The sequence below is a fragment of the Actinoplanes sp. NPDC049598 genome (assembly GCF_040675435.1).
Classification (GTDB): domain Bacteria; phylum Actinomycetota; class Actinomycetes; order Mycobacteriales; family Micromonosporaceae; genus Actinoplanes.
Window position 1 is genome coordinate 419,679 of record NZ_JBFAOX010000006.1, and the last position, 22,782, is coordinate 442,460.

Here is a 22,782-nt window from a genome sequence, read left to right on the forward strand (position 1 = left end):
CTGTGACCGCAGTGTTTCTGGCCGTCAAATTAACATCGGCCCCGGAGCCGACAGAACAGACGGCGATCGATCCGTCGTACATCCGACGAAGGCTGGACAACCAAGATGACGATCGAACTGAGCCCGCTCACCTCGGCCGACCTGGAGCGGCGGATGCCGGCCATGATCGCCCTGTTCGCGGACGCCCTGGTGGGTGATCACGGGTTCACCCCCGAGGAGGCGGCCCGCGAGTCCGAACGGCAGACCCGCGACCTGCTGCCCGACGGCGTCGCCACCGCGGGCCAGCTGCTGCGCAAGGGCGTGGTGGACGGCGCGGAGGTCGGCTTCCTGTGGATCTCGCTGCCCGGCACCACCTTCGAGACCATGGCCTGGATCTCCGAGATCGAGGTGGCCGGCGAGCACCGCTCGCGCGGTTACGGCAGCGCCATGCTGCGGGCCGGTGAGGCCGAGCTGGCCGCCCGGGGCATCGGCCGGGTCGGGCTGCACGTCTTCGGTCACAACACCGGGGCCCGGCGCCTCTACCGCCGCCTCGGTTACCGCGTCCTCACCCAGATCCGGGCTCGCTCCGCCTCGCCCACGGGCAGTCCGGTCACCCTGGTGCCGATGACGCCCGGGGAGTACGCCCGCCGGCTGGACGAGCTCGTCACGGCCGACCCGATGGTGCTCGTCCGCGAGCGGCCGGAACGGGCCCGGACCCGCGCCGCCGCGATCGGCCCGGACGAGCTGCACACCGCGGTGGCCGACGGCCGGCCGGTGGGCTGGGTCTGGCTGGCCAAACCGACCGCGGGCCGCCCGGGCGCCGGCATCATCCGCTACCTGGCGGTCGACGAGCCGTACCGCCACCAGGGGCTGGCCCGCGGCATCGTGGCCGCCGCCGAGGCGACGGTCGCGCATCACCGCGTACCGCAAGTGGGTCTTTTCGTCTCGGCCTCGACCCCCGGGGCCGAGGCGTTCGCCGACCGGCTGGCCTTCCCGGTCGTCTCCGAGCAGCTGGTGAAGGACCTTTAGCCCTCGACGCCGGTGGCGTGGTGCGGGGAGCCGACCGGTTTGGACTGGGAGGAGCCGCGCTGGCGCAGGAAGATCGCCAGGATGGCCATCGAGGCCACGGCGAGCAGCTCGGACTGCCAGTTCTGCAGGGTGCGGTTCCAGAAGTCGGCCTCGAGCAGGTACCGGGCCCAGGAGACGGGGTCCTCACGCTCGCTCAGCTGCTCCTCGTTGAACGCGGCGACGCCGGCGATCGACTGGGCCAGCCAGGAGCCCACGAAGATCAGGCCCATCACCAGGCCGAGCGAGTTCGAGAAGACGGCGGTGCGCCAGCCGCCCACGCGGGCCCATTTCGGGGAGTCCGCGTCCGCGTACGGGCCGATCTTCTGCTCCTGGTCGGTCTCGCGGCCGGGCTTGTCGAGGGACTTCGACTCGGGTGAGCCCTTCTGCAGCAGCCAGACCGTCAGCAGGATGAACAGGAAGAACTGCAGGTACTCGGACTGCCAGTTCTCGGCCACGTCGACGCCGAAGCTGGCCGAGGTGACGTAGCGCCAGAACGCGATGTCGGGCAGTCCCGAGGCGCGCTGGGCGTCGTTGAACTGGGCCAGGCCGGCGAAGGCCTGCCCGACCAGCACGAGCAGGAAGAGCAGCCCGAAGACCAGCCCGATGCCGTTCTCGCGGAGGAACTTCCTCAACGGTGCACCACCCCGAGCGTGATGACGTAGGCCAGGCCGGCGCCGACGATCAGCAACAGCAGGACGAAGAGCGCGCGCATGTCAGTCGCCCTCCACCGTGCAGTCGTAGGGCCGCGAGGCCTGCGGCGTGCACCCGGCCGCCACCACCCGCCAGCCCTCGGGGAAGGCCGCCAGGAAGATCGTGTCGTCGTCCAGCTTCACCTGGGCCCACTGGCCGTAGACCGAGGTCTCGACGACCGTGCCGGGCTTGGGCAGGCTCTTGCCGAGGATGGCCTCGGGGCACGGCTCGTCCTCGGCCACCGTCTTGACCGTGGCCGGGGCCAGGACGGCGCAGGCGGCGTCGCCGTCACCGGCGCCGGCCGCGGTGAGCAGTCGCGTGGCCACCCCGGCGGCGGCCTCCTCCCGGCTGCCGACCGTGCTGCACCCGGCCAGGGCGCCCACGAGGATCAGTAATGCTGCGGATCGGCGCACGGGGCCCAGCATGCCCCGATTCAGCCGCCGTTAAGCATGATCGAGCCGCGAAGACCCCCGGTCGGGTCGGGCCCCGGCCCGCTCGCAGTCGTGCAGGGCGTGCTCGGCCCAGCCGATGCGCTGCGCGCTCAGCCCGGCCATCCGGGCCTGGTGGACCGCCTCGCGCAGCAGCCGCAGGGCCTCGGCCAGGTTGCCCGCGGCCATCTCGGCCTCGCCGAGCGCCAGCGTGCCGGTGGCCACCCGGCGCGGGTCGCCGAAGCGCTCGCGCAGCACCTGCGACATGCGCAGGTGCCGCAGGCCGCGCTCGGTGTCGCCGGAGACGAAGACGTGGAAGAAGCCGATGTGCCGGTGCACCTCGGAACGGACCATCTCGTCGGCGTACCGCTCGGCCAGGGTCAGCGCCTCGGTGTAGAACGGCATGGCGGTGCCCCAGTCGCCGCGCAGCACCTGGTGGACGAGGCCGAGGCCGAACAACGACTCGGCCGCGCCGGCCGGGTCGTCGACCTCGCGCTGGATCAGCAGCGCCTCGGCGAACAGCCGCTGCTCACCGGCCCAGTCGGCCCGGGTCAGGTCGCCTGAGATGGCGGCGAAGTGCGCGAGCATGCCGAGCCGGGTCAGCGCGGTCGCCTCCTCGGCCCGCTTGCGCTCGGCCCGGGCCCGGTCGCGGGCGGCCTCGAGCATCTGCCGCGCGGGCAGGAAGTCGCCGGTGCGGAAGGCGGCCTCGAGCATGGCCTCGTTCCCCGCGGCGAGCAGCGCCCCAGCGGTGGGTTCGCTCCCCATGGGACGGTACGTTACCGGTCGGGAACGCTCTGTGGTTACCCGCTGTCGCGTACGACCAGAGTGGGGTGGAAAGTCACCGAGCGCGGCAATCGTCCGGGCGAGCCGATGTGGGCCAGGAGCACCTCGGCCATCTCGGCCGCCATCTCCTCGACCGGCTGGCGCACGGTGGTCAGCAGCGGGCGGCAGTCGAGCGCGGCCGAGCTGTCGTCGAAGCCGACCACGGCCACGTCCTCCGGCACCCGCCGGCCCAGATCCTGCACCGCGCGCAGCGCGCCCTCGGCCATCAGGTCGCTGGCCACGAAGAGCCCGTCGATGTCGGGGTGTTCCGCCAGCAGCCGCCGGGCCGCGGCCTCGCCCCCGGCCCGGGTGAAGTCACCCTCGATGGCCGGGACGTCGTCGTCCAGATAGGCCCGGAAACCCTCCAGGCGGTCCAGCCCGGACGGAATGTCCAGCGGACCGGTGATGGTGGCCAGCCGGCGCCGGCCCTGCGACAGGAGCCGGTCGGCGGCCAGCCGGGCCCCCAGCCGCTGGTCGACGTCGACGTAGCTGACCGGGATGGGCGAGGTCGGCCGGGCCGAGACCACGGCCGGGATGCCCAGCTCGTGCACCTGGCGCGGCAGCGTGTCCTGCTCGTGGCTGCTGATCAGCAGCACCCCGTCCACATGGCCCTGCCGCAGGTAGCGCATCACTTGGTGATGATCGGTGGAGTCGGTCGGGATGACCACCAGGTGGATGTCGTGCGGCCGAAGGGCGCCGGTCGCGCCGGCGGTGATCCGCCCGAAGTACGGATCGGTGAAGATCCGGTTGAGGAACGAGTGGTTGTCCGGCCGGTCGGGCTCGCTGATCACCAGCGCGACCGAGTTGGAGCGCCGGGTGACCAGGCTGCGGGCGGCCACGTTGGGCACGTACCCGGTCTCGGCGACGGCCCGCTGCACCACCTCCCGGATCTTGGCGTCGACACTGGTCGCACCATTGATCACCCGGGACACGGTCGCTCGGGACACACCGGCCGCCTCGGCCACCTGGTCCATGGTCGGATGGCGGGGCCGGGGTGTCATGCTGCTCGTTATAACACCCCGGCCCATGCTCACGGACGCCCGTCGGTGCCGCACTTGACGATGACGCGGATGCAGTCGTTGACCCGCCGGGCCAGCTCGTCCACCGGCCAGGCGTTGAAGAAGTCACCGTGCATCGTGTAGCCCGGTCCCGAGGCGAGCCGGAAGTTCGCCGGGTTGCCGTTGACCGGGTAGCGCATCACCTGACGCAGCTTCGGCACCACCACCGGGTGGCTGGCCGGGCAGGCGTTGTTCACCGGGTACGCCATGTGGCTCTTGTGATCCGGCGAATCCAGGTTGACCCCGTCCCAGCAGTGCGGGAAGTCCAGGTACGACTCCAGCATCGTGCCGGCCGGGCAGGTGACGAAGTTGGACGACGAGCCCACCTCGCCCGCGTGCAGGCAGGACCAGCGCGCGATGGTGTTGTCGGCCGGGCCGGTGGCCTTGGCGTTGCCGGCCACGATCCGCAGCCCCAGCGGGAACGGCTGGGTCTGCGCGATCAGGTCGTCCCGCACACCCTCACCCAGGTAGTAGAAGATGCCGGTGGTCGGCTCGACCGGGGTGTCGCCGTTGTAGAGCGTGGGGATCCAGTACGACGACTTGTCGATCGACGGGTTGCAGTTGCTGTTGGCGTTGATCAGATCCTGCGTGGTGCTGTACGCGTTGGTCACCTCGCTGCCGAAGAAGCTGTGCATGTGCGAGGCGCCGGGCAGGCCCGGGAAGATGATCGGGTCGTCCGGCAGCCGGTGGCTGAACGGGCAGTCGGCCAGGAACTCCGCGACCCGGACGGCCCCCGGCGGGATCGTCGGCGTCGTCGTGCCGCCGCCGCTGCCGTACACCTGGAACTCGGTCAGGGACACACCCCACTGGGTGGCCCGGGCGGTGGTCTCCAGCCGTACGTACCGGCCGGCGCCGGAGACGGTGAGGGCCTGACGGCCCCCCGTACCGGCGTTGGTGCTGTAGAGAGTCGTCCAGGACGAGCCGTTGGCCGAGGCCTTGACGCTGAAGGCCCGGGCGTACGCGGACTCCCAGTTGAGCACGACCGAGGAGATCGTGGCCGAGGCGCCCAGGTCGACCTGGAGCCACTGGGGGTCGCTGAACGCGCTGGACCAGCGGGTGCCGAGGTTGCCGTCCACGGCGTTGGAGGCCGGGAAGGCGGCCGACTCGGTGGACGACGCAGTGGCCGTCTTACCCTGCGAGATCAGGGCGTCGGCGGCGTTCGCCTGCGAGGCGACCACCAGCATCGAGGCGCCCAGCAGGGCCGCGGCGAACCACGCCCGGGCCCTCACTGGTACACCCGCACGTAGTCGACCAGCATGCGAGCCGGGAACGGGGTGGTGGCGTCGATCGGGCCGGGGAAGTCGCCCCCGACGGCCAGGTTCAGGATGATGTAGAACGGGTGGTCGTAGATCCACGGACCGCGGGTGTTCTCCACCGTCTCCTTGCTGGCGTAGAAGACCTGGTTGTTGTCGAGCAGGAAGCGCATGCCCTTGCTGTCCCACTCCACGGCCCAGGTGTGGAAGTCCTGCGACAGGTCGACCGTGGCGTACTTCTGGCCGTAGCCGCCGGCGCCGTTGTAGGCCGGGGCGTGCAGCGTCGAGTAGGCCTCGCTCGTGTTGCGGCCGAGGACCTCCATGATGTCGATCTCGCCGTTGTACGGCCACGGGCGGCCGGTGAGGAAGTCGGCGCCCATCATCCAGAACGCCGGCCACAGGCCGTTGCCCTTGGGCACCTTGATCCGGGCCTCGACCCGGCCGTACTGGGTGTGGAACTTGTTGCTCGTGTTCATCCGGGCCGAGGTGTACTGGCGGCCCTGGTAGTCCTGCTTACGAGCCTCGATGACGAGCTGGCCGGCCCCGTTCATCTGCGCGTTCTCGCTGTTCGGGGTGTAGTACTGGATCTCGCCGTTCTGCGGGACGCCCGGGTCGTACGTCCACTTGGCCTGATCCGGCTTGGCGCCCGAGGCGCCGTTGAACTCGTCGGAGAAGACCAGCCGGGTGGCCGGGAAGGTGGGGTCGGCCGGCTTGGCCGGCGGCGTGGTCGGGTTGCCACCCGTGCCGTAGATGCTGAACTCCCACAGCGAGTAGCCGTACGCGCTGCTGCGCGCCGTGCCGTACATCCGCACGTAGCGGCCGGTGCCGGTGGCGTTGATGACGTCCTTGAGGCCGTCGCCGGTGGTGGTCGAGTAGAAGGTCGTCCAGTTCACGTTGTCGTTCGACGTCTGCAGCTGGTACGCCCGCCCGTAGGCCGGGTCCCACTGCAGCACCACCTGGCTGATCTGCGCCGTGGCGCCCAGGTCGACCGAGATCCAGCCCGGGTCGACCCAGCCGTTGGTCGAGCTGGTCGCCCAGCGGCTGGCCGGGTCGTTGTCGAACGCCTTGTCCGGGCTGCACGGGTTGCAGTTCACGTCGTTCTGCCAGGTGCTGGCCTGCGCCGGCTTGTTGTAGGACAGCAGGCGCGTGCCCCCGGTCGGCGGCGGGTCGGTGGGGGTGGTCCCGCCCCCGGAGAACACCTGGAACTCCCAGAACGAGTAGCCGTACGCCTCCAGGGCGCGCTGGGTGAGGTTGATGCGGACGTACCGCGCGTTGCCGGTGGCCGCGATGCTCTGCTGACCCCCGGCGCCGGTCGTGGTGGCGTACGCCTGGGTGTAGTTGCTGCCGTCGGCGGAGAACTGGATCGTGAAGGCCTTGGCGTACGCGCCCTCCCAGTTGATCGCGATGCGCGACACGCTCGTCGTCGCGCCGAGATCGACCTGCCACCACTGGGTGGCGGAGAACGCGCTGGCCCAGCGCGTGCCGGCGTTGCCGTCGACGGCCTCGCCGGCCTGATAGGCGCCGGCCGCCTCGGTCGACGACGCGGTGGCGGTCTTGCCTTGCGAGACCAGCACCTCGGCCGCGCGGGCCGGCTGCACGGTGGTGACGAGATAGGCGGCGAACAGACCGACCAGGCTGGCCACGAGCGCGGCAGCCCGAACTGGTCTCTCCAGGACTGGGGATGTCATGGGGCGACTCCGGAGATATGGGGGATGTGTCGAAGAGGTTTCGGCGTGGGGACCGCCGTGTGAAAGCGCTCTTCGTGCCGCCACTGTGAACCGCGGCTTCAATCGCTGTCAATGCCTGGTCACGGGCCGGGAAGCGCTTTCTGATCTTCATAACCAGGATCGACGCAGGTGAGCACCCAGATCGCCTCACGGTTCCGGAACCTGGCCAAGATCCGTTCGATTACGGTGTGGCGGGGGTCACTGAACAGGCGCCAACCTTTTCCGGGCCCGCGCGTCCTTCCGGGCGACAGTGCACCGACTGACAGTGCTGGAGCTTGAGATGCGCAGATCCACCCGGACCCTCGCGGTCGCCGCCGGAGCCGCGGCCGTCCTGGCCATCGGCGGGGTGGCCGCCGCGGCCGCCTTCGCCGACGACGCCCCTCCGGCGCCGGCCCCCTCCGCTTCCACGGCCGCGCCGGCCCCTACGGCCTCGACCGCGGCGCCGGCTCCCTCCGCCTCGGCGGCCGCACCGGCTCCGTCCGCCTCGGCCGCCGCACCCGCTCCTACGGCCTCGGCCGTCGAGCCGGCCCGGTCCTCCACCGCCGCGCCGGCACCGTCCCCGTCGGCCTCCACTCGACCGGCCACGCCCGCGCCGGTCACCTCCCCGTCGGCCTCCACCCGGGCGGCCACCCCCGCGCCGACGCGGCCCGCCACCGTGTCACCGACCGTCGTGGCCCGCTCCTGATTTGATGCGTGCCGGCCGTCCGGGCGGCCGGCACGCCTCTGGTCCGCCCGTCCCTTCGACCCACACCGCGAGGCCCTTTGTGATCTTCGTGCTGCCGATGCCCACGTCGTTGCTGCGCTGGTGGCGCGGGGCCGCCTCCGGGCCCGCCGTCGTGGCGGCGGTGGGCGCGGCGCCCGCGATCGACGAGCTCTACCGGGAGCGCCGGCTGCCGCTGGTCCAGCTGGCCGTGCTGATGGTCGACGACCTGCCGACCGCGGAGGACATCGTCCAGGACGTCTTCACCCGCCTCTACCGCCGGCACGGCCACGGGCTGGACGCCCTCGGCGACCCGAACGCCTACCTGGTCTCGGCCGTGATGAACGCGGCCCGCTCGGCCCTGCGCCGCCGCCGGATCGCCCGGGCCTACCTGCCGCCCCGGCCGGATCCGGCGCCCGCGGCCGAGGACGAGGCCCTGCTCGGGGCGGGCGACCGCGAGGTCATCGGAGCCCTGAGCCGGCTCACGACCCGGCAACGGCAGGTGATCGTCCTGCGCTACTGGTCCGGCCTCTCGGAGCGGGAGATCGCCGCCACCCTGCGGATCACCACCGGAACCGTCAAGTCGACCGCCCACCGCGCCCTGACGCTCCTGCGCACCCAGCTGGGGGAGAAATGACCGAGACCGAGGTGGAACGGCGCCTGCGTGTGGCCCTGTCCGCCCGCGCCGCCACCATCACGAGCCAGGACCTGAGCCCCGCCCGGGCCCCGTCCCGGCCCGCCCCGGCCCGCTGGTGGCTCCCCCTGACCGCCGGCCTCGCCGCCGCGGCAGTCTCCGTCACCATGTTCGTCCTGCTCCGCCCCACCGACCCGGCCCCGACCTTACCGGCCACGCCACCCTCTCCCACCGCGCCGGCCTCCCCGCCCACTCCGGCCCCGGCCACCTCCTCCCCCACGCCACCGGCCACCGAGCCACCCCGCGCCGATACGCCGTCACCTTCCTCCTCAGCCGCGACCCCGACCGCCACCGGCTCCATCCGGCCCTCCCGCTCGCCCTCCACCGTTGACCCCGCCGCCACCGGCGCCGATCCCGGCCCGACAGTCGATCCCACGCCACGCTGAGCCTGCTCGAACGTTCCGGCCCCGGCCCGCGCCGGCGGGTTGCACCCGATTTGCACCCGAGAACACAGCTGCGGCCCAGCCGAAACCTTCAAGCCACGCGCCCCCGTCCCGATCACCGGTAGGAACCCCCCCGACCCGGACGAGGCGGAGATCAGATGGCAGGCAGCACCGAAACACGCCGCTGGCAGTTGGCGTGTGCGCTGACCGGCGCGCTCGTCGCCGTCTTCGCGGTGATCGTCGGCGTGGGCCTCGTCGGCGCCGGCGTCGCCAACGACGTCTCCAACGTCGCGCTGTGCGGCGGGGCCCTGCTGGCCGCCGTGGCCTGCCTGGCCCGGGCCCGCTCGTTCACCGGGCGGATGCGGGCCGGCTGGGCGCTCATCGGGCTCGGCGTGCTCAGCTGGGGCCTCGGCGAGGGTGTGTGGTCGTACCTGGAGATGGCCCGGGGCGAGGTGCAGCCGTTCCCGTCGACCGGCGACATCGGCTACCTCGGCATGACCCTGCTGACCCCGATCGGCCTGCTGGTGCTGCCGAGCCGGGCCCAGGGCGTGGCCAACCGGGTCCGCAGCGTCATCGACGGCCTGATGGTGGCCGCCTCGCTGGTGCTGATCGCCTGGATCTTCGTGGTGGCCCCGCTGCTGGCGAACGGCGAGAGCAGCGGGCTCGCGCTCTACATCAGCCTGGCCTACCCGCTGGGCGACGTCGTGACGATCACGATAGTGCTCTACATGCTGGCCCAGCAGCGCCGGCGCGGCCGTACGTTCGTCCAGCTCGCGCTGGTCGGAGCCGGCATCGCGGCGTTCGCCGTCTCCGACATCGCCTACGCCTACCTCAACCTGGTCGACCGCTACAGCGGCGGCGGGCCGACCGACATCGGGTGGTTCGCCGGCTTCCTGCTGATCCTGCTCGCCGCGGCCAAGCCGGTGCCGCCGGCCCGCGACGACGAGGCGGACGGCAACGGGCCGCCGGTCGGCATCCTGCTTCCGTACGTCGCCGTCCTGGCCGCCCTTCTGACCTCGGTCGTCTGGTACGCCAAGACGGGGCACAGCAACCTCTTCGTGGCCTACACGAGGTCGGCGCTGATCCTGCTGATCGTCGGGCGCCAGCTGCTCACGCTGCGGGAGAACCGCAACCTCACCCGCACCCTCGAGGCCCGCGTGGCCGACCGCACGGCCGACCTGTTCGCCAGCGAGCAGCGCTTCCACGCCCTCGTGCAGCACAGCTCGGACGTGGTGACCGTGGTCAGCCCCGAGGCCGACGTGCTCTACCAGAGCGAGTCGGTGCAGCGGGTCTTCGGCTACCCGGCCCGGGTCTTCACCGGGCGGCGGCTCACCAAGATGCTCGACCCCGAGTCGGGTCTGCGGCTGGCTCAGGCCCTGCGCCAGGTCGCGGGCCGGCCGTACGCGACCACGGTGCTCGAGCTCGTCGTGCGGCACCGCGACGGCCGGCTCCGTCAGGCCGAGATGACCATCACGAACCTGCTCAGCGACCCCAGCGTGGCCGGGCTCGTGCTCAACACCCGCGACATCAGCGAGCGCAAGGAGCTGCAGGACCAGCTCGTGCACGAGGCGTACCACGACGCGCTGACCCAGCTGGCCAACCGCGCGCTGTTCCGCGAGCGGGTCGGCGAGGCGCTGCGGACCCGGGCCGACGGCGGCGAGGTGACGGTCCTCTTCCTCGACCTCGACGGGTTCAAGGAGGTCAACGACAGCCTCGGGCACCTGGCCGGTGATCAGCTCCTGGTCCAGGTGGCCGACCGGCTCCGGGCCTCGGTCCGGGACAGCGACATCGTGGCCCGCTTCGGCGGGGACGAGTTCGCCGTGCTGATCTCGACCGCCCCCGGCGGCGACGCGGACGAGGCCGAGCAGGTCGCCCGGCGGATCATCGGCGCCCTCGACACCCCGTTCGGCAGCGAGACCCGCGACATCCACGTGCAGGCCAGCATCGGCCTGGCCGCGGCCGGCATGCTCGGCGACGGCGACACCGACGGTGCCGAGCAGCTCATGCGCAACGCCGACCTGGCCATGTACAAGGCCAAGTCGGCCGGCGGGAGCGGCTACGCCTCGTACGACCCGGAAATGCTCTCGGGCCTGGTGGCCCGCCTCGAGCTCGAGGCCGACCTGCGCCTGGCCCTGGAACGTCACCAGCTGCACCTGCACTACCAGCCGACGATCAACCTGGCCACCGGCGAGGTGATCGGCTTCGAGGCGCTGGCCCGCTGGGCGCACCCGACCCGCGGGCTCATCCCGCCGGCCGAGTTCATCCCGATCGCCGAGGCGACCGGCCTGATCGTGCCGCTGGGCCGGTGGGTGCTGCGCGAGGCGTGCCGCCAGGCCGTCGAATGGTCCCGCGAGGGCGGCCGCCCGGTGAAGATGGCGGTCAACGTCTCGGTCCGCCAGTTCGACCGGATCGACCTGGTCGAGGTGGTGGCCGCGATCCTGGCCGAGACCGGCATGCCGGCCGACCAGCTCTGCCTCGAGATGACCGAGAGCGTGCTGATGACCGACACCGACGACAACCTCGAGCAGCTCGTACGCCTCAAGGCGCTGGGCGTCACCCTGGCCATCGACGACTTCGGCACCGGCTACTCGTCGCTGGCCTACCTGCGGCGCTTCCCGGTCGACACGCTGAAGATCGACCGCTCGTTCGTGGAGCGCCTCGGCGCCCTGACCGACGACACCGCGCTGGCCGACACCATCGTGCAGCTCGGCAAGAGCCTCGGCATGGACACCGTGGCCGAGGGCATCGAGGAGTTCGTCCAGCTCGAGGCGCTGCGCGAGATGGGCTGCCACTTCGCCCAGGGCTACTACTTCTCCCGCCCGGTCCCGGCCGACGAGGCCGGTCAGCTGTTCGTCCAGGGCGCCCGTGTTACTGGCTGACCGCCACCGGGGCACGCACCGCGCCACCGGCCCCGGCGGCCTGCGCCGGGCCGGGCGGCTGCGCGAGCTGCTCGTCACCGGTGTCGTCGACTCGTTCGGCATGGCCCTGGGCTGGACCTTCGTCGTGCTCATGGGCACCGCCCGGGGCGGGCTGGGCGAGGCCGCCCTCTACAACGCGGCCATGCTCGTCGGCACCGTGCTCTCGGCCCCGGCCGCCGGCTGGATGTCGAGCCGGCTGAACGGCCGGACCCTGTTGCGTACCGCCGCCTCGGTCGAACTGCCGATGCGCTTCCTGGTCCTGTACGGCGTCGTGGCCGGCTTCCCGGCCTGGCTGGTCGCCGTCTTCATCCTGATCATGCACACGGCCGCCTGGGCCGGGTACGCCGGGCTGCGGGCCGAGGTGACCGCGGTCGACGCGTCGCCCCGCACGATGACCCGCTTCGTCATCTGCATCGTCGGCGTCGAGGCGGGCGGCACCGCCCTGGCCGCCCTGCTCCCCGGCCACCCGACCGGCTGGCTCCTGCACGCGATCTTCGTGGTCTTCCTGGGCACCCTGCTCCCGGTCGTGATCGTCGCCCGCCGGGCCCGGATCGTCCCCGCCGGCTCGGTCTTCCCCCGCTCCCCGAACCGGGGCCGGCACGCCCGCCCCGGCTGGCGCCTGCCCATGCCCCGCCTCATGCTCGCCGGCGGCGCCGTCATGCTCCTCGCAGCCGGCCCGTCCCTGCTCGCCGTCCCGGTCACCGAGGAACTGTTCGGAAGCGGCTGGGTCGCCGGCGCCGCGATCGCCTTCTGCATCGGCACCCTGCTCGCCGACAGCGCCGTCGGGTGGGTCGAACGCCTCGGCCTGCCGGCCGTGCTGCGCTGGTCCCTGTGGGGCCTCGGCATGCTGGTGGGCTGGATCCTGGCCCCCGTCTGGCCCCCGTTCGTGCTCTTCGCCCAGTTCTCGGCCGGCCTGGCCACCACCGCCTTCGAAGGCGACATGGACGCCCGCGTCGCCGCCGAGGCCACCCCCGGCACCCTCACCCGCGACCTGGCCTACAGCGCCTCGGTCCGCGCCCTGGGCGGCGCCGTCGCCGTACGCGCTTTGCCCATGATGATCGCCGCCCCCGCCATCGGCCTGGCCGCCAGCACGAGCGCCCTCGCCCTGGGCATCATCTCCCTCATCATCTGGGCCGGCCTGACCACCGCCCCCCGCCTGTTCCGCCGCTTCGCCCACTAGCCGGCGGTCATGCGGGCTGTGCAGTACTGGTTCCAGAGGTAGACCTCGGTGCTGTTGCCCGGGCGGAGGGTCAGGGGGCCGCCGCCTTTCGGGACGGTGCCGGTGTCGAGCTGCTGGCCGGTGGTGGCGTCGCGCAGGGTGAAGTCGCAGGACTGGTTGCCCTTGAAATCGATCACCTCGATGGCGACCGGGCCGGAGACCGGGAAGGCGTCGGTGTCGCCCAGGGTGGTCTGCACGAACGGGAGGGTGACGTGGCTCGCGCCGGACTGCAGGGTGGCCAGGCATCCCGGGTCGCTGGCCGACCAGTTGAAGGTGCCGTCGCGCTGGACCTGGAACAGCATCGGGGAGTAGATGCCGGTGGGCAGCGGGAGGGGCTGGCCGCTGTCGTTGTGGATCATGCTGATGGTGCAGCCGACGTCGGTGCCCTGGATGTTGTCGCGGATCAGCAGCCGCCAGGGGGCCGCCGCCTCGAAGTTGTCCGGGGGCAGCGGGCCGTCCTGGGCGTTCGCCGATTCCGGGTCGCCGGAGCGGTTCAACAGCAAGGCGCCGACGGCGACGGCAATGGCGAGGAGCACAGCGCCGGCGGCCACGTAAAGGCGGCGGCGGGGAGCGGGCTCCGCCGCGGGCGGGGCGGCCGCGGCCGGGCGCACCTCCGGGATGGGGCGGCGGCTGCGGGCCACGTACAGCTCGCCCTGCATCTCGATGTCGCGGCTCGGGGTCTGGTGCGGGTTGCGCTCGCGGACCCGGTCGAAGACGTAGTCGTAGAGCTCGTTGAGCGAGACCCAGCCGTCCTGGTCGCGGTCGGCCTCGCCGGTGGCCAGACCCTCGACCAGGGCCGAGGTGAAGATCGAGGGGCGGCTGTGGTTGTCGGCCAGCCGGTCGCCCTCGAAGGCGTACTCCATGGCGCTGGAGGCGGTGATGACGGCCCGGCCGCGGCTGCCGCCGGGGAAGTTGTCGAGCACGTCGACGTCGCCGGCCGCGCGGACCCGGACGCCGCGGCTGAAGGCGCCGCCGTAGCAGCAGTCGAGCAGCAGCACGATGCTGCGGGAGCGGCTGGCGCGCATGCAGCGCTGGACGAAGTCGGCCGAGACCGCGGTCGAGCCGAGCCGGTTGGGGCGGGTGTTGGTGGTGGCGAAGAACAGCTCGCCCGACTCGCCCTTCAGGCCGTGGCAGGAGAAGTGCAGCAGCAGCACGTCGTCGGGGCGGCTGTCGGCGAACAGGTCCTCTATCCGCTCCTGGATGACGTGGGCCGGCTCGTTGCTCACCACGTCCACCGCGAAGTCGCCGATGTTCTCGTCGCCCAGCACCTCGGCCAGCGCGGAGGCGTCGGCCGCGGGGGCGAGCAAACGGCGGAAACCCTCGTGCTCGTACGTGTCGTTGGCGACGATCAGGGCCTTGCGGGTCATGTCCCGTGCCTGCTCACCCTGTGCTCGCTCAAGAAGTGATCTATGAGCCGCTTCTGGTCGGCCTCGCTGGCCTCGGACAGCTCCAGCACGTCGCCGCCGAGTTCCAGCCGCACGGTCCGGCGGGTGCCGTCGCCCCGGCCCAGCCAGCCGCGGATCACACCGACCACCTCGTTCAAGGCCGAGGCCGAGTTGCCCAGCATGACCAACAGCGCGCCGACCGTCTCGACGTCGATCGCGCGGGCGCCGTCCGGCGGCACCTCGTCCGCGGCCAGCCGCGCGACGTCGTCCACGTCGAGCTGCCGCAACTGATCGCGGACCTGGCCGGTCAGCCGGTCCAGCCGTTCCGCGTCCGCGCCGTCCTCACCCAGATAGAGCCGCAAGTCCTCCATCAGACCAACATGCACCCGGACCCCCGCGAGGCGTATCCCCCACGCGGCTACGGCAGACTTGGGCGGTGCGCAAAATCTGTCTGATCGGGATCGGCGCCGGCGACCCGGACCACCTCACCCTGCAAGCGGCCAAGGCCATCGGGCGTACGGACGTCTTCTTCCTGCTCGACAAGGGTGAGGCGAAGCAGAGCCTGGTCGACCTGCGGGAGCGGATCATCCGCGCCTACTCGAAGCCGAGCCGCAAGATGGTCGAGGGCCGCGACCCCGACCGCGACCGCACGCCCAGCGACTACGAGGGCACGATCGCCGACTGGCGCAGCCGCCGCGCGCTGGTCGTCGAGGAGCTGATCCTCGAGCACCTGAAGGACGACCAGCAGGGCGCGATGCTGGTCTGGGGCGACCCCGGGCTGTACGACTCGTCGATCGCCATCGTCGAGGAGGTGCTGGCCCGCGGCAATGTGGAGTTCGAGTGGGAGGTGATCCCCGGCATCAGCAGCGTCTCCGCGCTCGCGGCCAAGCACCGCGTGCCGCTGAACCGGGTCGGCCGCCCGTTCCAGGTCACCACCGGGCGCCGGCTGGCCGAGGGCTGGCCCGAGGGCGTGGACGACGTGGTCGTGATGCTCGACGCCCAGCAGGCCTTCACCGCCCACCCGGACGCGCGGATCTACTGGGGCGCCTACGTGAGCACGGAGGACGAGATCCTGCGCTCGGGCCGGGTCGCGGACGTCGCCGACGAGATCGTGAAGACCCGTCAGGAAGCCCGCGACCAGCACGGCTGGATCATGGACACGTACATCCTGAAGAAGGACGACTAAGCGTCCTCGAGGTCGCCCTCGGTCTCGAGGTAAAGCTCCTGCAGGGCGCTCAGCGTCTCGGGCGAGGGCGACTCCCACAGGTTGCGGTCGGCCGCCTCCAGCAGGCGCTCGGTGATGCCGTGCAGCGCCCACGGGTTCGACTGCTGGAAGAACTTCTGGTTCTCCTCGTCGAGCACGTAGGTCGCGGCCAGTTGCTCGTACATCCAGTCGGTGACCACCCCGGCCGTGGCGTCGTAGCCGAAGAGGTAGTCGACGGTGGCCGCGAGCTCGAACGCTCCCTTGTAGCCGTGCCGCCGCATGGCGGCGATCCACCGCGGGTTGACCACGCGGGCCCGGAAGATCCGGGCGGTCTCCTCGGTCAGGCTGCGGGTCCGGGTCGCGTCCGGGTTGGTCGAGTCACCGATGTACGCGGCCGGGGCCTTCCCGGTCAGCGCCCGCACCGTGGCGATCATGCCGCCGTGGTACTGGAAGTAGTCGTCGGAGTCGGCGATGTCGTGCTCGCGGGTGTCGATGTTCTTGGCCGCGATGTCGATCCGCTTGTACGCGTTCTCCATGTCCGGCCGGGCCGGCACGCCGTCCAGGCCACGCCCGTACGCGAAACCGCCCCAGACCGCGTACACCTCGGCCAGGTCCTTGTCATCGCGCCAGTTGCGGCTGTCGATCAAAGGCAGGATCCCGGCGCCGTACGCTCCGGGGCGCGACCCGAAGATCCGGGTGGTGGCCCGGCGCCAGTCGCTGTGCTGCTCGTGGTCGGCCAGGGCGTGCTCGCGGACGTAGTTCTCCGGCTCGTCCAGCTCGGCGATCATCGTGAAGGCGTCGTCGAGCATCGCCACCACGTGCGGGAACGCGTCGCGGAAGAAACCGGAGATGCGCACGGTGACGTCCACCCGGGGCCGGCCCAGCTCCTCCCGCGTGATCGGCTCCAGGCCGGTGACCCGGCGCGAGGCCTGGTCCCAGACCGGGCGACAGCCGATCAGGGCGAGGATCTCGGCGATGTCGTCCCCGGCGGTACGCATGGCGCTGGTGCCCCAGGCGGAGAGCCCGACCGAGCGCGGCCACTCGCCGTAGTCGGCCCGGTAGCGCTGCAACAACGACTCGGCCATGGCCTGACCGGTCTCCCAGGCGAGCGCGCTCGGGATCGCCTTGGGGTCGACCGAGTAGAAGTTCCGCCCGGTCGGCAGCACGTTGATCAGCCCACGCAGCGGCGACCCGCTCGGCCCGGCCGGCACGTAGCCCCCGTCGAGCGCGTGCAGCAGATTGCCCAGCTCATCGGTCGTCCGGTCGAGCCGCGGCACCACCTCGGTGGCCGCGAACGCCAGCACGTCCCGCACCCGGCCCACGTCGACGAAGCTCCCCACTTCGGATATTTCCGAAATGTCGGAGAGGTGGGCTGCGGTGATGCCGGCGATCGCCTCCGCGTCGGTCGGCCAGCCGGCCCCCTCCATCGCGGTGACCAGGGCATGCGCCACAGCCTCGACGCGATCGGTCTCAGCGGTCGACGCGCCGTCGGGCAACCCCAGCGCCTCGCGCAACCCCGGAAGCGCCGCCACCTGCCCGGCCCACATCTGCCGCGCGCGGAGCATGGCCAGCACCAGGTTGACCCGGGCCTCCCCCACCGGCGCGGCGCCCAGGATGTGCAGGCCGTCGCGGATCTGGACGTCCTTGACCTCGCACAGCCACCCGTCGATGTGCAGGATGAACTCGTCGAACTCCTCGTCCTCGGGCCGGTTGGAGAGCCCCAGGTCGTGGTCCATCCGGGCCGCCTGGATCAGCGTCCAGATCTGGGCCCGGATGGCCGGCAGCTTGGCCGGGTCGAGGGTGGCGATCGTCGCGTGCTCGTCGAGGAGCTGCTCCAGGCGCGCGATGTCCCCGTACGACTCGGCCCGGGCCATCGGCGGGATCAGGTGGTCGACCAGGGTGGCGTGGGCCCGGCGCTTGGCCTGGGTGCCCTCGCCGGGGTCGTTGACCAGGAACGGGTAGATCAGCGGCAGGTCGCCCAGGGCGGCGTCGGTGCCGTCCGAGGCGGACATGCCCACGTTCTTGCCCGGCAGCCACTCCAGGTTGCCGTGCTTGCCCACGTGGACCACGGCGTGGGCGCCGAAGTCGTCGGCCAGCCACCGGTAGGCGGCCAGGTAGTGATGCGACGGCGGCAGGTCGGGGTCGTGGTAGATGGCGACCGGGTTGGCCCCGAACCCGCGCGGCGGCTGCACCATGACCACGACGTTCTCGTCGCGCAGGGCGGCCAGCACGATGTCGCCGTTGTCCACGTAGAGCTCACCCGGCGGCGGCCCCCAGTGCTGCTCCACCGATTCCCGCAACTCGGCCGGAAGCGACGAGAACCAAGCGGCATAGGCGGAACCCTGGATGCGCACCGGATTGCCGCTGAGCTGCTCCTCGGTGAGCCAGTCGGGGTCCTGCCCGCCCGCCGCGATCAGGGTGTGGATCAGCCCGTCGCCGTCGTACTGGTCGAAGTGGCCGATCCGATAGCCCTGGTCACGCATGGCGGCGAGCAGGGCCACGGTCGAGGCCGGGGTGTCCAGGCCGACCGCGTTGCCGATGCGCGAGTGCTTGGTCGGGTAGGCCGAGAGCATCAGCACGATGCGCCGCTCGGCCGGCGGCACGTGCCGGAGCCGGGCGTGCGCCACCGCGATGCCGGCCACCCGCAGCGCCCGCTCGGGGTCGGCCACGTAGACCGACAGCCCGTCCGGGTCGATCTCCTTGAACGAGAACGGCACCGTGATGATCCGGCCGTCGAACTCGGGGATGGCGACCTGGGTGGCCGCGTCCAGCGGGGACAGCCCGTCGTCGCTGGCCTCCCACGCGGCCCGGCTGCTGGTCAGGCACAACCCCTGCAGGATGGGCACGTCCAGGTCGGCCAGCACGCCCACGTCCCATGCCTCGTCGTCCCCGCCGGCGCCGACGGTGGCGGGCTTGGTGCCACCCGCGGCGAGCACGGTCACGACCAGCGCGTCCGCCTTGCGGAGCTCGGTCAAGAGCTCTTCCGGGGCCGTACGCAACGACGAGGTGAACAGGGGCAGCGGACGCCCGCCCTTGGCCTCGACCGCCCGGCCGAGCGCCTCCACGAACGCCGTGTTCCCGGCCATGTGGTGGGCCCGGTAGTACAGGATCGCGACGGTCGGGCCGGTGGCCGACGACTCGTACGGCAGGTGGCCCCAATCGGGCGCGGCCTGGGCCGGAGCGAACCCATGACCGGTCAGAAGGACCGTGTCGGAGAGGAAGTCGTGCACCGAGGCCAGGTTGTCCGGCCCGCCCTGCGCGAGGTAGGCGTGCGCCTCCGCGGCCACCCCGGCCGGCACGGTCGACAGCTTCATCAGGTCGGCGTCGGGCGCCTGCTCCCCGCCGAGCACCACCACCGGAACCGGCCCGGCGAGCAGGGCATCGAGCCCCTCCTCCCAGGCACGGCGGCCGCCGAGGATGCGTACCACCACCAGCTCGACCCCGTCGAGCAGCGCCGGAAGATCGTCCACGCCGGTGCGGGCCGGGTTGGCCAGCCGCCAGGCCGAGCCGCTGGCCCGGGCACTGAGCAGGTCGGTGTCGGAGGTCGACAGCAACAGGAACACGCGCGCTCCCCTCGGGGTCCGCGCCCCGGGTCGTAGGAATCCACGGCGACCGGAGTTCCTGGCTCCCGGGCCGGTGAAGACCCGGTGACAGTGGCGGGACCGCGCCGGACTCACACCGGCTTCCTCCGCGGCGTCGCCGCTCGTGACCTCCCACCCTTCCCGCCGCCCCGCCCCGGCGTCAAGGCGGGCCCTCCGGTGTGACGATCCCGACCCGAGGATGCGGACATGTCGGTGGGCGAACGTAGTATCCGGGCCGTGCCTCCCCCGATCCGCCAGACCCAGGTCGACGCCTGCCCCGGCGCCCTACGCCTGCACCACGCAGCCGACGGCCCCCTGGCCCGCGTCCGCCTCCCCGGCGGCATGCTCACCGGCCCCCAGCTGGCCGCCCTGGCCGAGATCGGCCCGGTGGAGCTCACCTCCCGCGCAAACGTCCAGCTCAGAGGCCTGACCGACCACGACCCGACGGCCCTCGCGACCCATCTCGCGGCCGCCGGCTTGCTGCCCTCGGAAACCCACGAGACGGTACGCAACATCGCCGCCCCACCCTTGGCCGACGCCACCCTGCGCGCTCTGGTGACCGACCTCGACCGCGGCCTGTGCGCCGACCCGGCCCTGGCCGCCCTGCCCGGCCGCTTCCTCTTCGCCCTCGGCCACGTCCCGCTCACCGCCGACCTGGCCGCCATCCCCACCGCCGACCCAGCCGGCCCCAGCCCGGGCCGGGCCACCACGTCCGGCCCAGCCGCCACACCCCCCGGCTCGCCCACGCCCGCCGGCGGTGGCATCTTCGCCATCCTCTTCGCCGGGCACGACGCCGGCCTGCGCGTCCCCGCAAGCGCGGTGGTCGAGACGCTTCTGGCCGCCGCCCGCGCGTTCCTCGACGAACGCCCCGACGTGACCTCGTGGCGCCTGCACGAGATGCCCGACGGCCCGGCCCGCGTCGCCGCCCGCCTCGGCGCCCCCGGCCCGCCGCGCCCCGTGACCGGTCCCCCCGCGACAACGGAGATCGGCGTGCTCAAGCAGCCCGACGGTCTCGTCGCGGTCAGCGCTCTCGTGCCGCTGGGCATGCTCGGCGGCGAGGCGTTGCAGTTGCTCACGACCGCCCGCCGCCTGGTCGTCACCCCCGAGCGCGGCGTCGTCGTGCCCGACCTGACCCCCGAGGCCGCCCGCCGCTGGCAGCGCCGCCTGAACGAGGCCGGACTACCCACCACCGCCGACTCCCGCTGGACCGGCGTCACCGCCTGCGCCGGCCGCCCCGGCTGCGCCAAGGCCCTGGCCGACGTGCGCGCCGACGCCGCCGCGACCACCGAGTTCACCGAGGGCCTCCCTGTGCATTGGATCGGCTGCGCCCGCGGCTGCGGCAGCCCGTCGGTCCCGCATGTGCGCGTCGAAGCCACCCCCGACGGCTACGTCGTGACCAGGCAGCCGTCGGACGAGACGTTCGATGCGATCGCATCGGCGAGGAGGATCTGATGGAGTACGAGCGCGACGGCGCGGAGATCTACCGGCGCTCGTTCGCCACGATCCGGGCCGAGGCCGATCTCGGTGGTTTTCCGGATGACGTGGCCAAGGTGGCGGTGCGGATGATCCACGCCTGCGGGATGGTCGATCTGGTGCGCGACATCGCGTACAGCCCGCAGGTGGCCTCGGCCGCTCGCAAGGCACTGCTGGATGGCGCGCCGATTCTGTGCGACGCCCAGATGGTGGCGTCCGGGGTCACCCGCAAGCGCCTGCCCGCGAACAACGACGTGATCTGCACCCTGCGCGATCCGTCCGTGCCGGCACTGGCCGGCAAGCTGGGCACCACCCGCAGCGCCGCCGCGCTGGACCTGTGGCTGGACCGGCTCGAGGGTTCGGTGGTGGCGATCGGCAACGCCCCGACCGCCCTGTTCCGGCTGCTGGAGATGATCGCTGACGGGGCTCCGCGGCCCGCGGCTGTGCTGGGCATTCCGGTCGGCTTCATCGGGGCCGCCGAGTCCAAGGACGCGCTGGCCGAGTCCGATCTGGAGTATCTGATCGTCCGCGGCCGCCGGGGCGGCAGCGCTATGACGGCCGCCGCGATCAACGCGCTGGCCCAGGAAGCCGAGTGACAACCGGCCTGAGCAACAAGCGGCAAGAGCAATCGGCGGTCCGGCAACGGCCGCAAGCAAAGGCCGGAAAGGCCGAGCAGAAGGAAGCGGAGTGACCATGGCAGGGCGGCTTTACGGTGTCGGCGTCGGACCGGGTGACCCCGATCTGATCACGGTGAAGGCCGCGCGCCTGATCGGCCAGGCCGACGTGGTCGCGTACCACGCCGCCCGGCACGGCCGCAGCAACGCCCGGGCCATCGCGGCCGGCCTGCTGCGCGCGGAGCAGATCGAGGAGCCGCTGATCTACCCGGTGACCACCGAGGGCACCGACCATCCGGGCGGCTACCAGGGCGCGATCGACGAGTTCTACGCCGAGGCCGCCGCCCGCCTGGCCGCCCACCTGGAGGCCGGCCGCACGGTGGTCGTGCTGGCCGAGGGCGACCCTTTCTTCTACGGCTCCTACATGCACATGCACAAGCGGCTGGCCCACCGGTACGAGACCGAGGTCGTTCCCGGCGTGACCTCGGTGAGCGCCGCGAGCGCCGTGCTCGGCCGCCCGTTGATGGAGCGCGACGAGTCCCTCACCGTGCTGCCCGGCACGCTGCCCCCGGCCGAGCTGGCCGCCCGGCTGGAGGGCGCCGAGTCGGCCGCCGTGATGAAGCTGGGCCGCACCTTCGACGGCGTGCGGGAGGCCCTGGACAAGGCGGGCCGCCTGGACGATGCCTGGTATGTCGAGCGCGCCACCACCGACCGCGAGCGCTCGGCCAAGGTAGCCGACGTGGATCCGGAGACGGTTCCGTACTTCTCGCTGGCCTTGCTGCCGAGCCCGGCCGCCACCGCGTTCGTCGAGGGCGAGAAGCAGAAATCCGGGCAGGTCACCGTGGTCGGGCTGGGTCCCGGCGACCCGCGCTGGCTGACCCCGGAGGCCCGGGCCGCGCTCAACGAGGCCGACGACCTGATCGGCTACGTGACCTATCTGAAGCGGGTCACCAAGGGCTCGCACCAGCGCCTGCACCCGTCCGACAACCAGGTCGAGGCCGAGCGGGCCGCCTTCGCCCTCGATCTGGCCAAGCGCGGCCGCCGCGTCACGGTCGTCTCCTCCGGTGACCCGGGGGTGTTCGCGATGGCCGCCGCCGTGCTCGAGGTGGCCGAGGATCCGCAGTGGAAGGACGTCCCGGTCCGGATCGTGCCCGGGCTGACCGCGGCCCAGGCCGTGGCGAGCCGGGCCGGCGCCCCGCTCGGGCACGACTTCTGCGTCCTGTCGCTCTCCGACCGGCTCAAGCCGTGGTCGGTCATCGAGAAGAGGCTGGCCGGCGCGGCCGCGGCCGACCTGGTCATCGCGATCTACAACCCGGCTTCCAAGACCCGCCGGGAGCAGCTGGTGCGGGCCCGTGAGGTGCTGCTGGAGCACCGCGCTCCGGAGACGCCGGTGGTGGTCGGCCGGGACGTGGGCGGCCCGGACGAGTCGGTGCGGGTGACCACGCTGGGCGAGCTCGACCCGGCCACGGTCGACATGCGCTGCCTTCTGATCATCGGGTCGTCGCAGACCCGGGCGGTGGCCCGCGCCGACGGCGAAACGGTCGTCTACACGCCCCGGCACTACCCGGTCTGACTTTTCAAGCCGT

General features: G+C 72.2%; 19 protein-coding genes and 1 riboswitch. Of the genes, 10 read left to right on the top strand and 9 right to left on the bottom strand.

What is annotated here, in order from left to right; translation table 11 throughout:
* Window positions 1–105: 105 nt before the first annotated feature.
* Window positions 106–1,008: a GNAT family N-acetyltransferase gene (locus AB0J66_RS17445; RefSeq protein ID WP_364661112.1), complete on the top strand. Its 903-nt coding sequence runs from the start codon at window positions 106–108 to the stop codon at window positions 1,006–1,008.
* On the opposite strand, the gene AB0J66_RS17450 is transcribed toward AB0J66_RS17445, so the two are convergent.
* The 6 genes from AB0J66_RS17450 to AB0J66_RS17475 all read right to left on the bottom strand — a co-directional run bounded on the left by AB0J66_RS17450 (window position 1,005) and on the right by AB0J66_RS17475 (window position 6,986).
* A complete protein-coding gene (locus tag AB0J66_RS17450) occupies window positions 1,005–1,679 on the bottom strand; it encodes a DUF6766 family protein (protein WP_364661114.1) in 675 nt (224 codons plus the stop codon). The genes AB0J66_RS17445 and AB0J66_RS17450 overlap by 4 nt on opposite strands.
* A gap of 81 nt (window positions 1,680–1,760) precedes the next feature.
* Window positions 1,761–2,150: a hypothetical protein gene (locus AB0J66_RS17455; RefSeq protein ID WP_364661117.1), complete on the bottom strand. Its 390-nt coding sequence runs from the start codon at window positions 2,148–2,150 to the stop codon at window positions 1,761–1,763.
* A gap of 30 nt (window positions 2,151–2,180) precedes the next feature.
* A complete protein-coding gene (locus AB0J66_RS17460; protein ID WP_364661118.1) occupies window positions 2,181–2,930 on the bottom strand; it encodes a tetratricopeptide repeat protein in 750 nt (249 codons plus the stop codon).
* A 35-nt stretch (window positions 2,931–2,965) separates the two neighbouring features.
* Window positions 2,966–3,988, bottom strand: a complete 1,023-nt coding sequence (locus AB0J66_RS17465; RefSeq protein ID WP_364661121.1) for a LacI family DNA-binding transcriptional regulator — start codon at window positions 3,986–3,988, stop codon at window positions 2,966–2,968.
* Window positions 3,989–4,017: 29 nt separating this feature from the next.
* A complete protein-coding gene (locus AB0J66_RS17470) occupies window positions 4,018–5,274 on the bottom strand; it encodes a DUF1996 domain-containing protein (protein WP_364661124.1) in 1,257 nt (418 codons plus the stop codon).
* Window positions 5,271–6,986 carry a discoidin domain-containing protein gene (locus tag AB0J66_RS17475; protein WP_364661126.1) on the bottom strand — a complete coding sequence of 572 codons (1,716 nt, stop codon included), beginning with the start codon at window positions 6,984–6,986 and terminating at the stop codon, window positions 5,271–5,273. Before AB0J66_RS17475 ends, AB0J66_RS17470 begins: the two co-directional genes overlap by 4 nt.
* A 319-nt stretch (window positions 6,987–7,305) precedes the next feature.
* On the opposite strand from AB0J66_RS17475, the gene AB0J66_RS17480 reads away from it, so the two are divergent.
* From AB0J66_RS17480 to AB0J66_RS17500, 5 genes are all read left to right on the top strand, one after another.
* Window positions 7,306–7,710, top strand: a complete 405-nt coding sequence (locus tag AB0J66_RS17480) for a hypothetical protein (RefSeq protein ID WP_364661128.1) — start codon at window positions 7,306–7,308, stop codon at window positions 7,708–7,710.
* A 79-nt stretch (window positions 7,711–7,789) separates the two neighbouring features.
* On the top strand, window positions 7,790–8,362 hold the full coding sequence (locus AB0J66_RS17485) for a sigma-70 family RNA polymerase sigma factor (RefSeq protein ID WP_364661130.1): 573 nt from the start codon (window positions 7,790–7,792) through the stop codon (window positions 8,360–8,362).
* Entirely contained in the window at window positions 8,359–8,805 is a 447-nt protein-coding gene (locus AB0J66_RS17490) for a hypothetical protein (RefSeq protein WP_364661132.1), read from the top strand. The genes AB0J66_RS17485 and AB0J66_RS17490 overlap by 4 nt, the downstream gene beginning before the upstream one ends.
* Before the next feature lie 155 nt (window positions 8,806–8,960).
* Window positions 8,961–11,681: a bifunctional diguanylate cyclase/phosphodiesterase gene (locus tag AB0J66_RS17495; RefSeq protein WP_364661134.1), complete on the top strand. Its 2,721-nt coding sequence runs from the start codon at window positions 8,961–8,963 to the stop codon at window positions 11,679–11,681.
* Window positions 11,668–12,900 (top strand): hypothetical protein, encoded by a 1,233-nt coding sequence (locus AB0J66_RS17500; protein WP_364661136.1) that lies wholly within the window; start codon window positions 11,668–11,670, stop codon window positions 12,898–12,900. Before AB0J66_RS17495 ends, AB0J66_RS17500 begins: the two co-directional genes overlap by 14 nt.
* Here AB0J66_RS17500 and AB0J66_RS17505 read toward each other — a convergent pair.
* Together AB0J66_RS17505 and AB0J66_RS17510 are read right to left on the bottom strand one after the other, a co-directional pair.
* A complete protein-coding gene (locus AB0J66_RS17505; RefSeq protein WP_364661138.1) occupies window positions 12,897–14,306 on the bottom strand; it encodes a caspase family protein in 1,410 nt (469 codons plus the stop codon). The genes AB0J66_RS17500 and AB0J66_RS17505 overlap by 4 nt on opposite strands.
* Entirely contained in the window at window positions 14,303–14,695 is a 393-nt protein-coding gene (locus tag AB0J66_RS17510; RefSeq protein ID WP_364661140.1) for a hypothetical protein, read from the bottom strand. Before AB0J66_RS17510 ends, AB0J66_RS17505 begins: the two co-directional genes overlap by 4 nt.
* A 65-nt stretch (window positions 14,696–14,760) precedes the next feature.
* Here AB0J66_RS17510 and cobF point away from each other — a divergent pair, with 65 nt between their 5' ends.
* On the top strand, window positions 14,761–15,510 hold the full coding sequence (cobF, locus tag AB0J66_RS17515; RefSeq protein ID WP_364661143.1) for a precorrin-6A synthase (deacetylating): 750 nt from the start codon (window positions 14,761–14,763) through the stop codon (window positions 15,508–15,510).
* Here the strand turns inward: cobF and cobN are convergent.
* Complete coding sequence (gene cobN, locus AB0J66_RS17520; protein WP_364661145.1) at window positions 15,507–19,091, bottom strand: cobaltochelatase subunit CobN; 3,585 nt, start codon at window positions 19,089–19,091, stop codon at window positions 15,507–15,509. The genes cobF and cobN overlap by 4 nt on opposite strands.
* A gap of 52 nt (window positions 19,092–19,143) precedes the next feature.
* A riboswitch (cobalamin riboswitch) is annotated at window positions 19,144–19,217 on the bottom strand.
* A gap of 129 nt (window positions 19,218–19,346) precedes the next feature.
* Between cobN and AB0J66_RS17525 the strand changes: the two genes are divergently transcribed.
* The 3 genes from AB0J66_RS17525 (at window position 19,347) to AB0J66_RS17535 (ending at window position 22,769) form a co-directional block, all read left to right on the top strand.
* Complete coding sequence (locus AB0J66_RS17525; RefSeq protein ID WP_364661148.1) at window positions 19,347–20,561, top strand: precorrin-3B synthase; 1,215 nt, start codon at window positions 19,347–19,349, stop codon at window positions 20,559–20,561.
* Window positions 20,558–21,178 (top strand): precorrin-8X methylmutase, encoded by a 621-nt coding sequence (locus tag AB0J66_RS17530; RefSeq protein ID WP_364661223.1) that lies wholly within the window; start codon window positions 20,558–20,560, stop codon window positions 21,176–21,178. The genes AB0J66_RS17525 and AB0J66_RS17530 overlap by 4 nt, the downstream gene beginning before the upstream one ends.
* A 97-nt stretch (window positions 21,179–21,275) precedes the next feature.
* On the top strand, window positions 21,276–22,769 hold the full coding sequence (locus AB0J66_RS17535; protein ID WP_364661151.1) for a precorrin-2 C(20)-methyltransferase: 1,494 nt from the start codon (window positions 21,276–21,278) through the stop codon (window positions 22,767–22,769).
* Window positions 22,770–22,782: the final 13 nt, after the last annotated feature.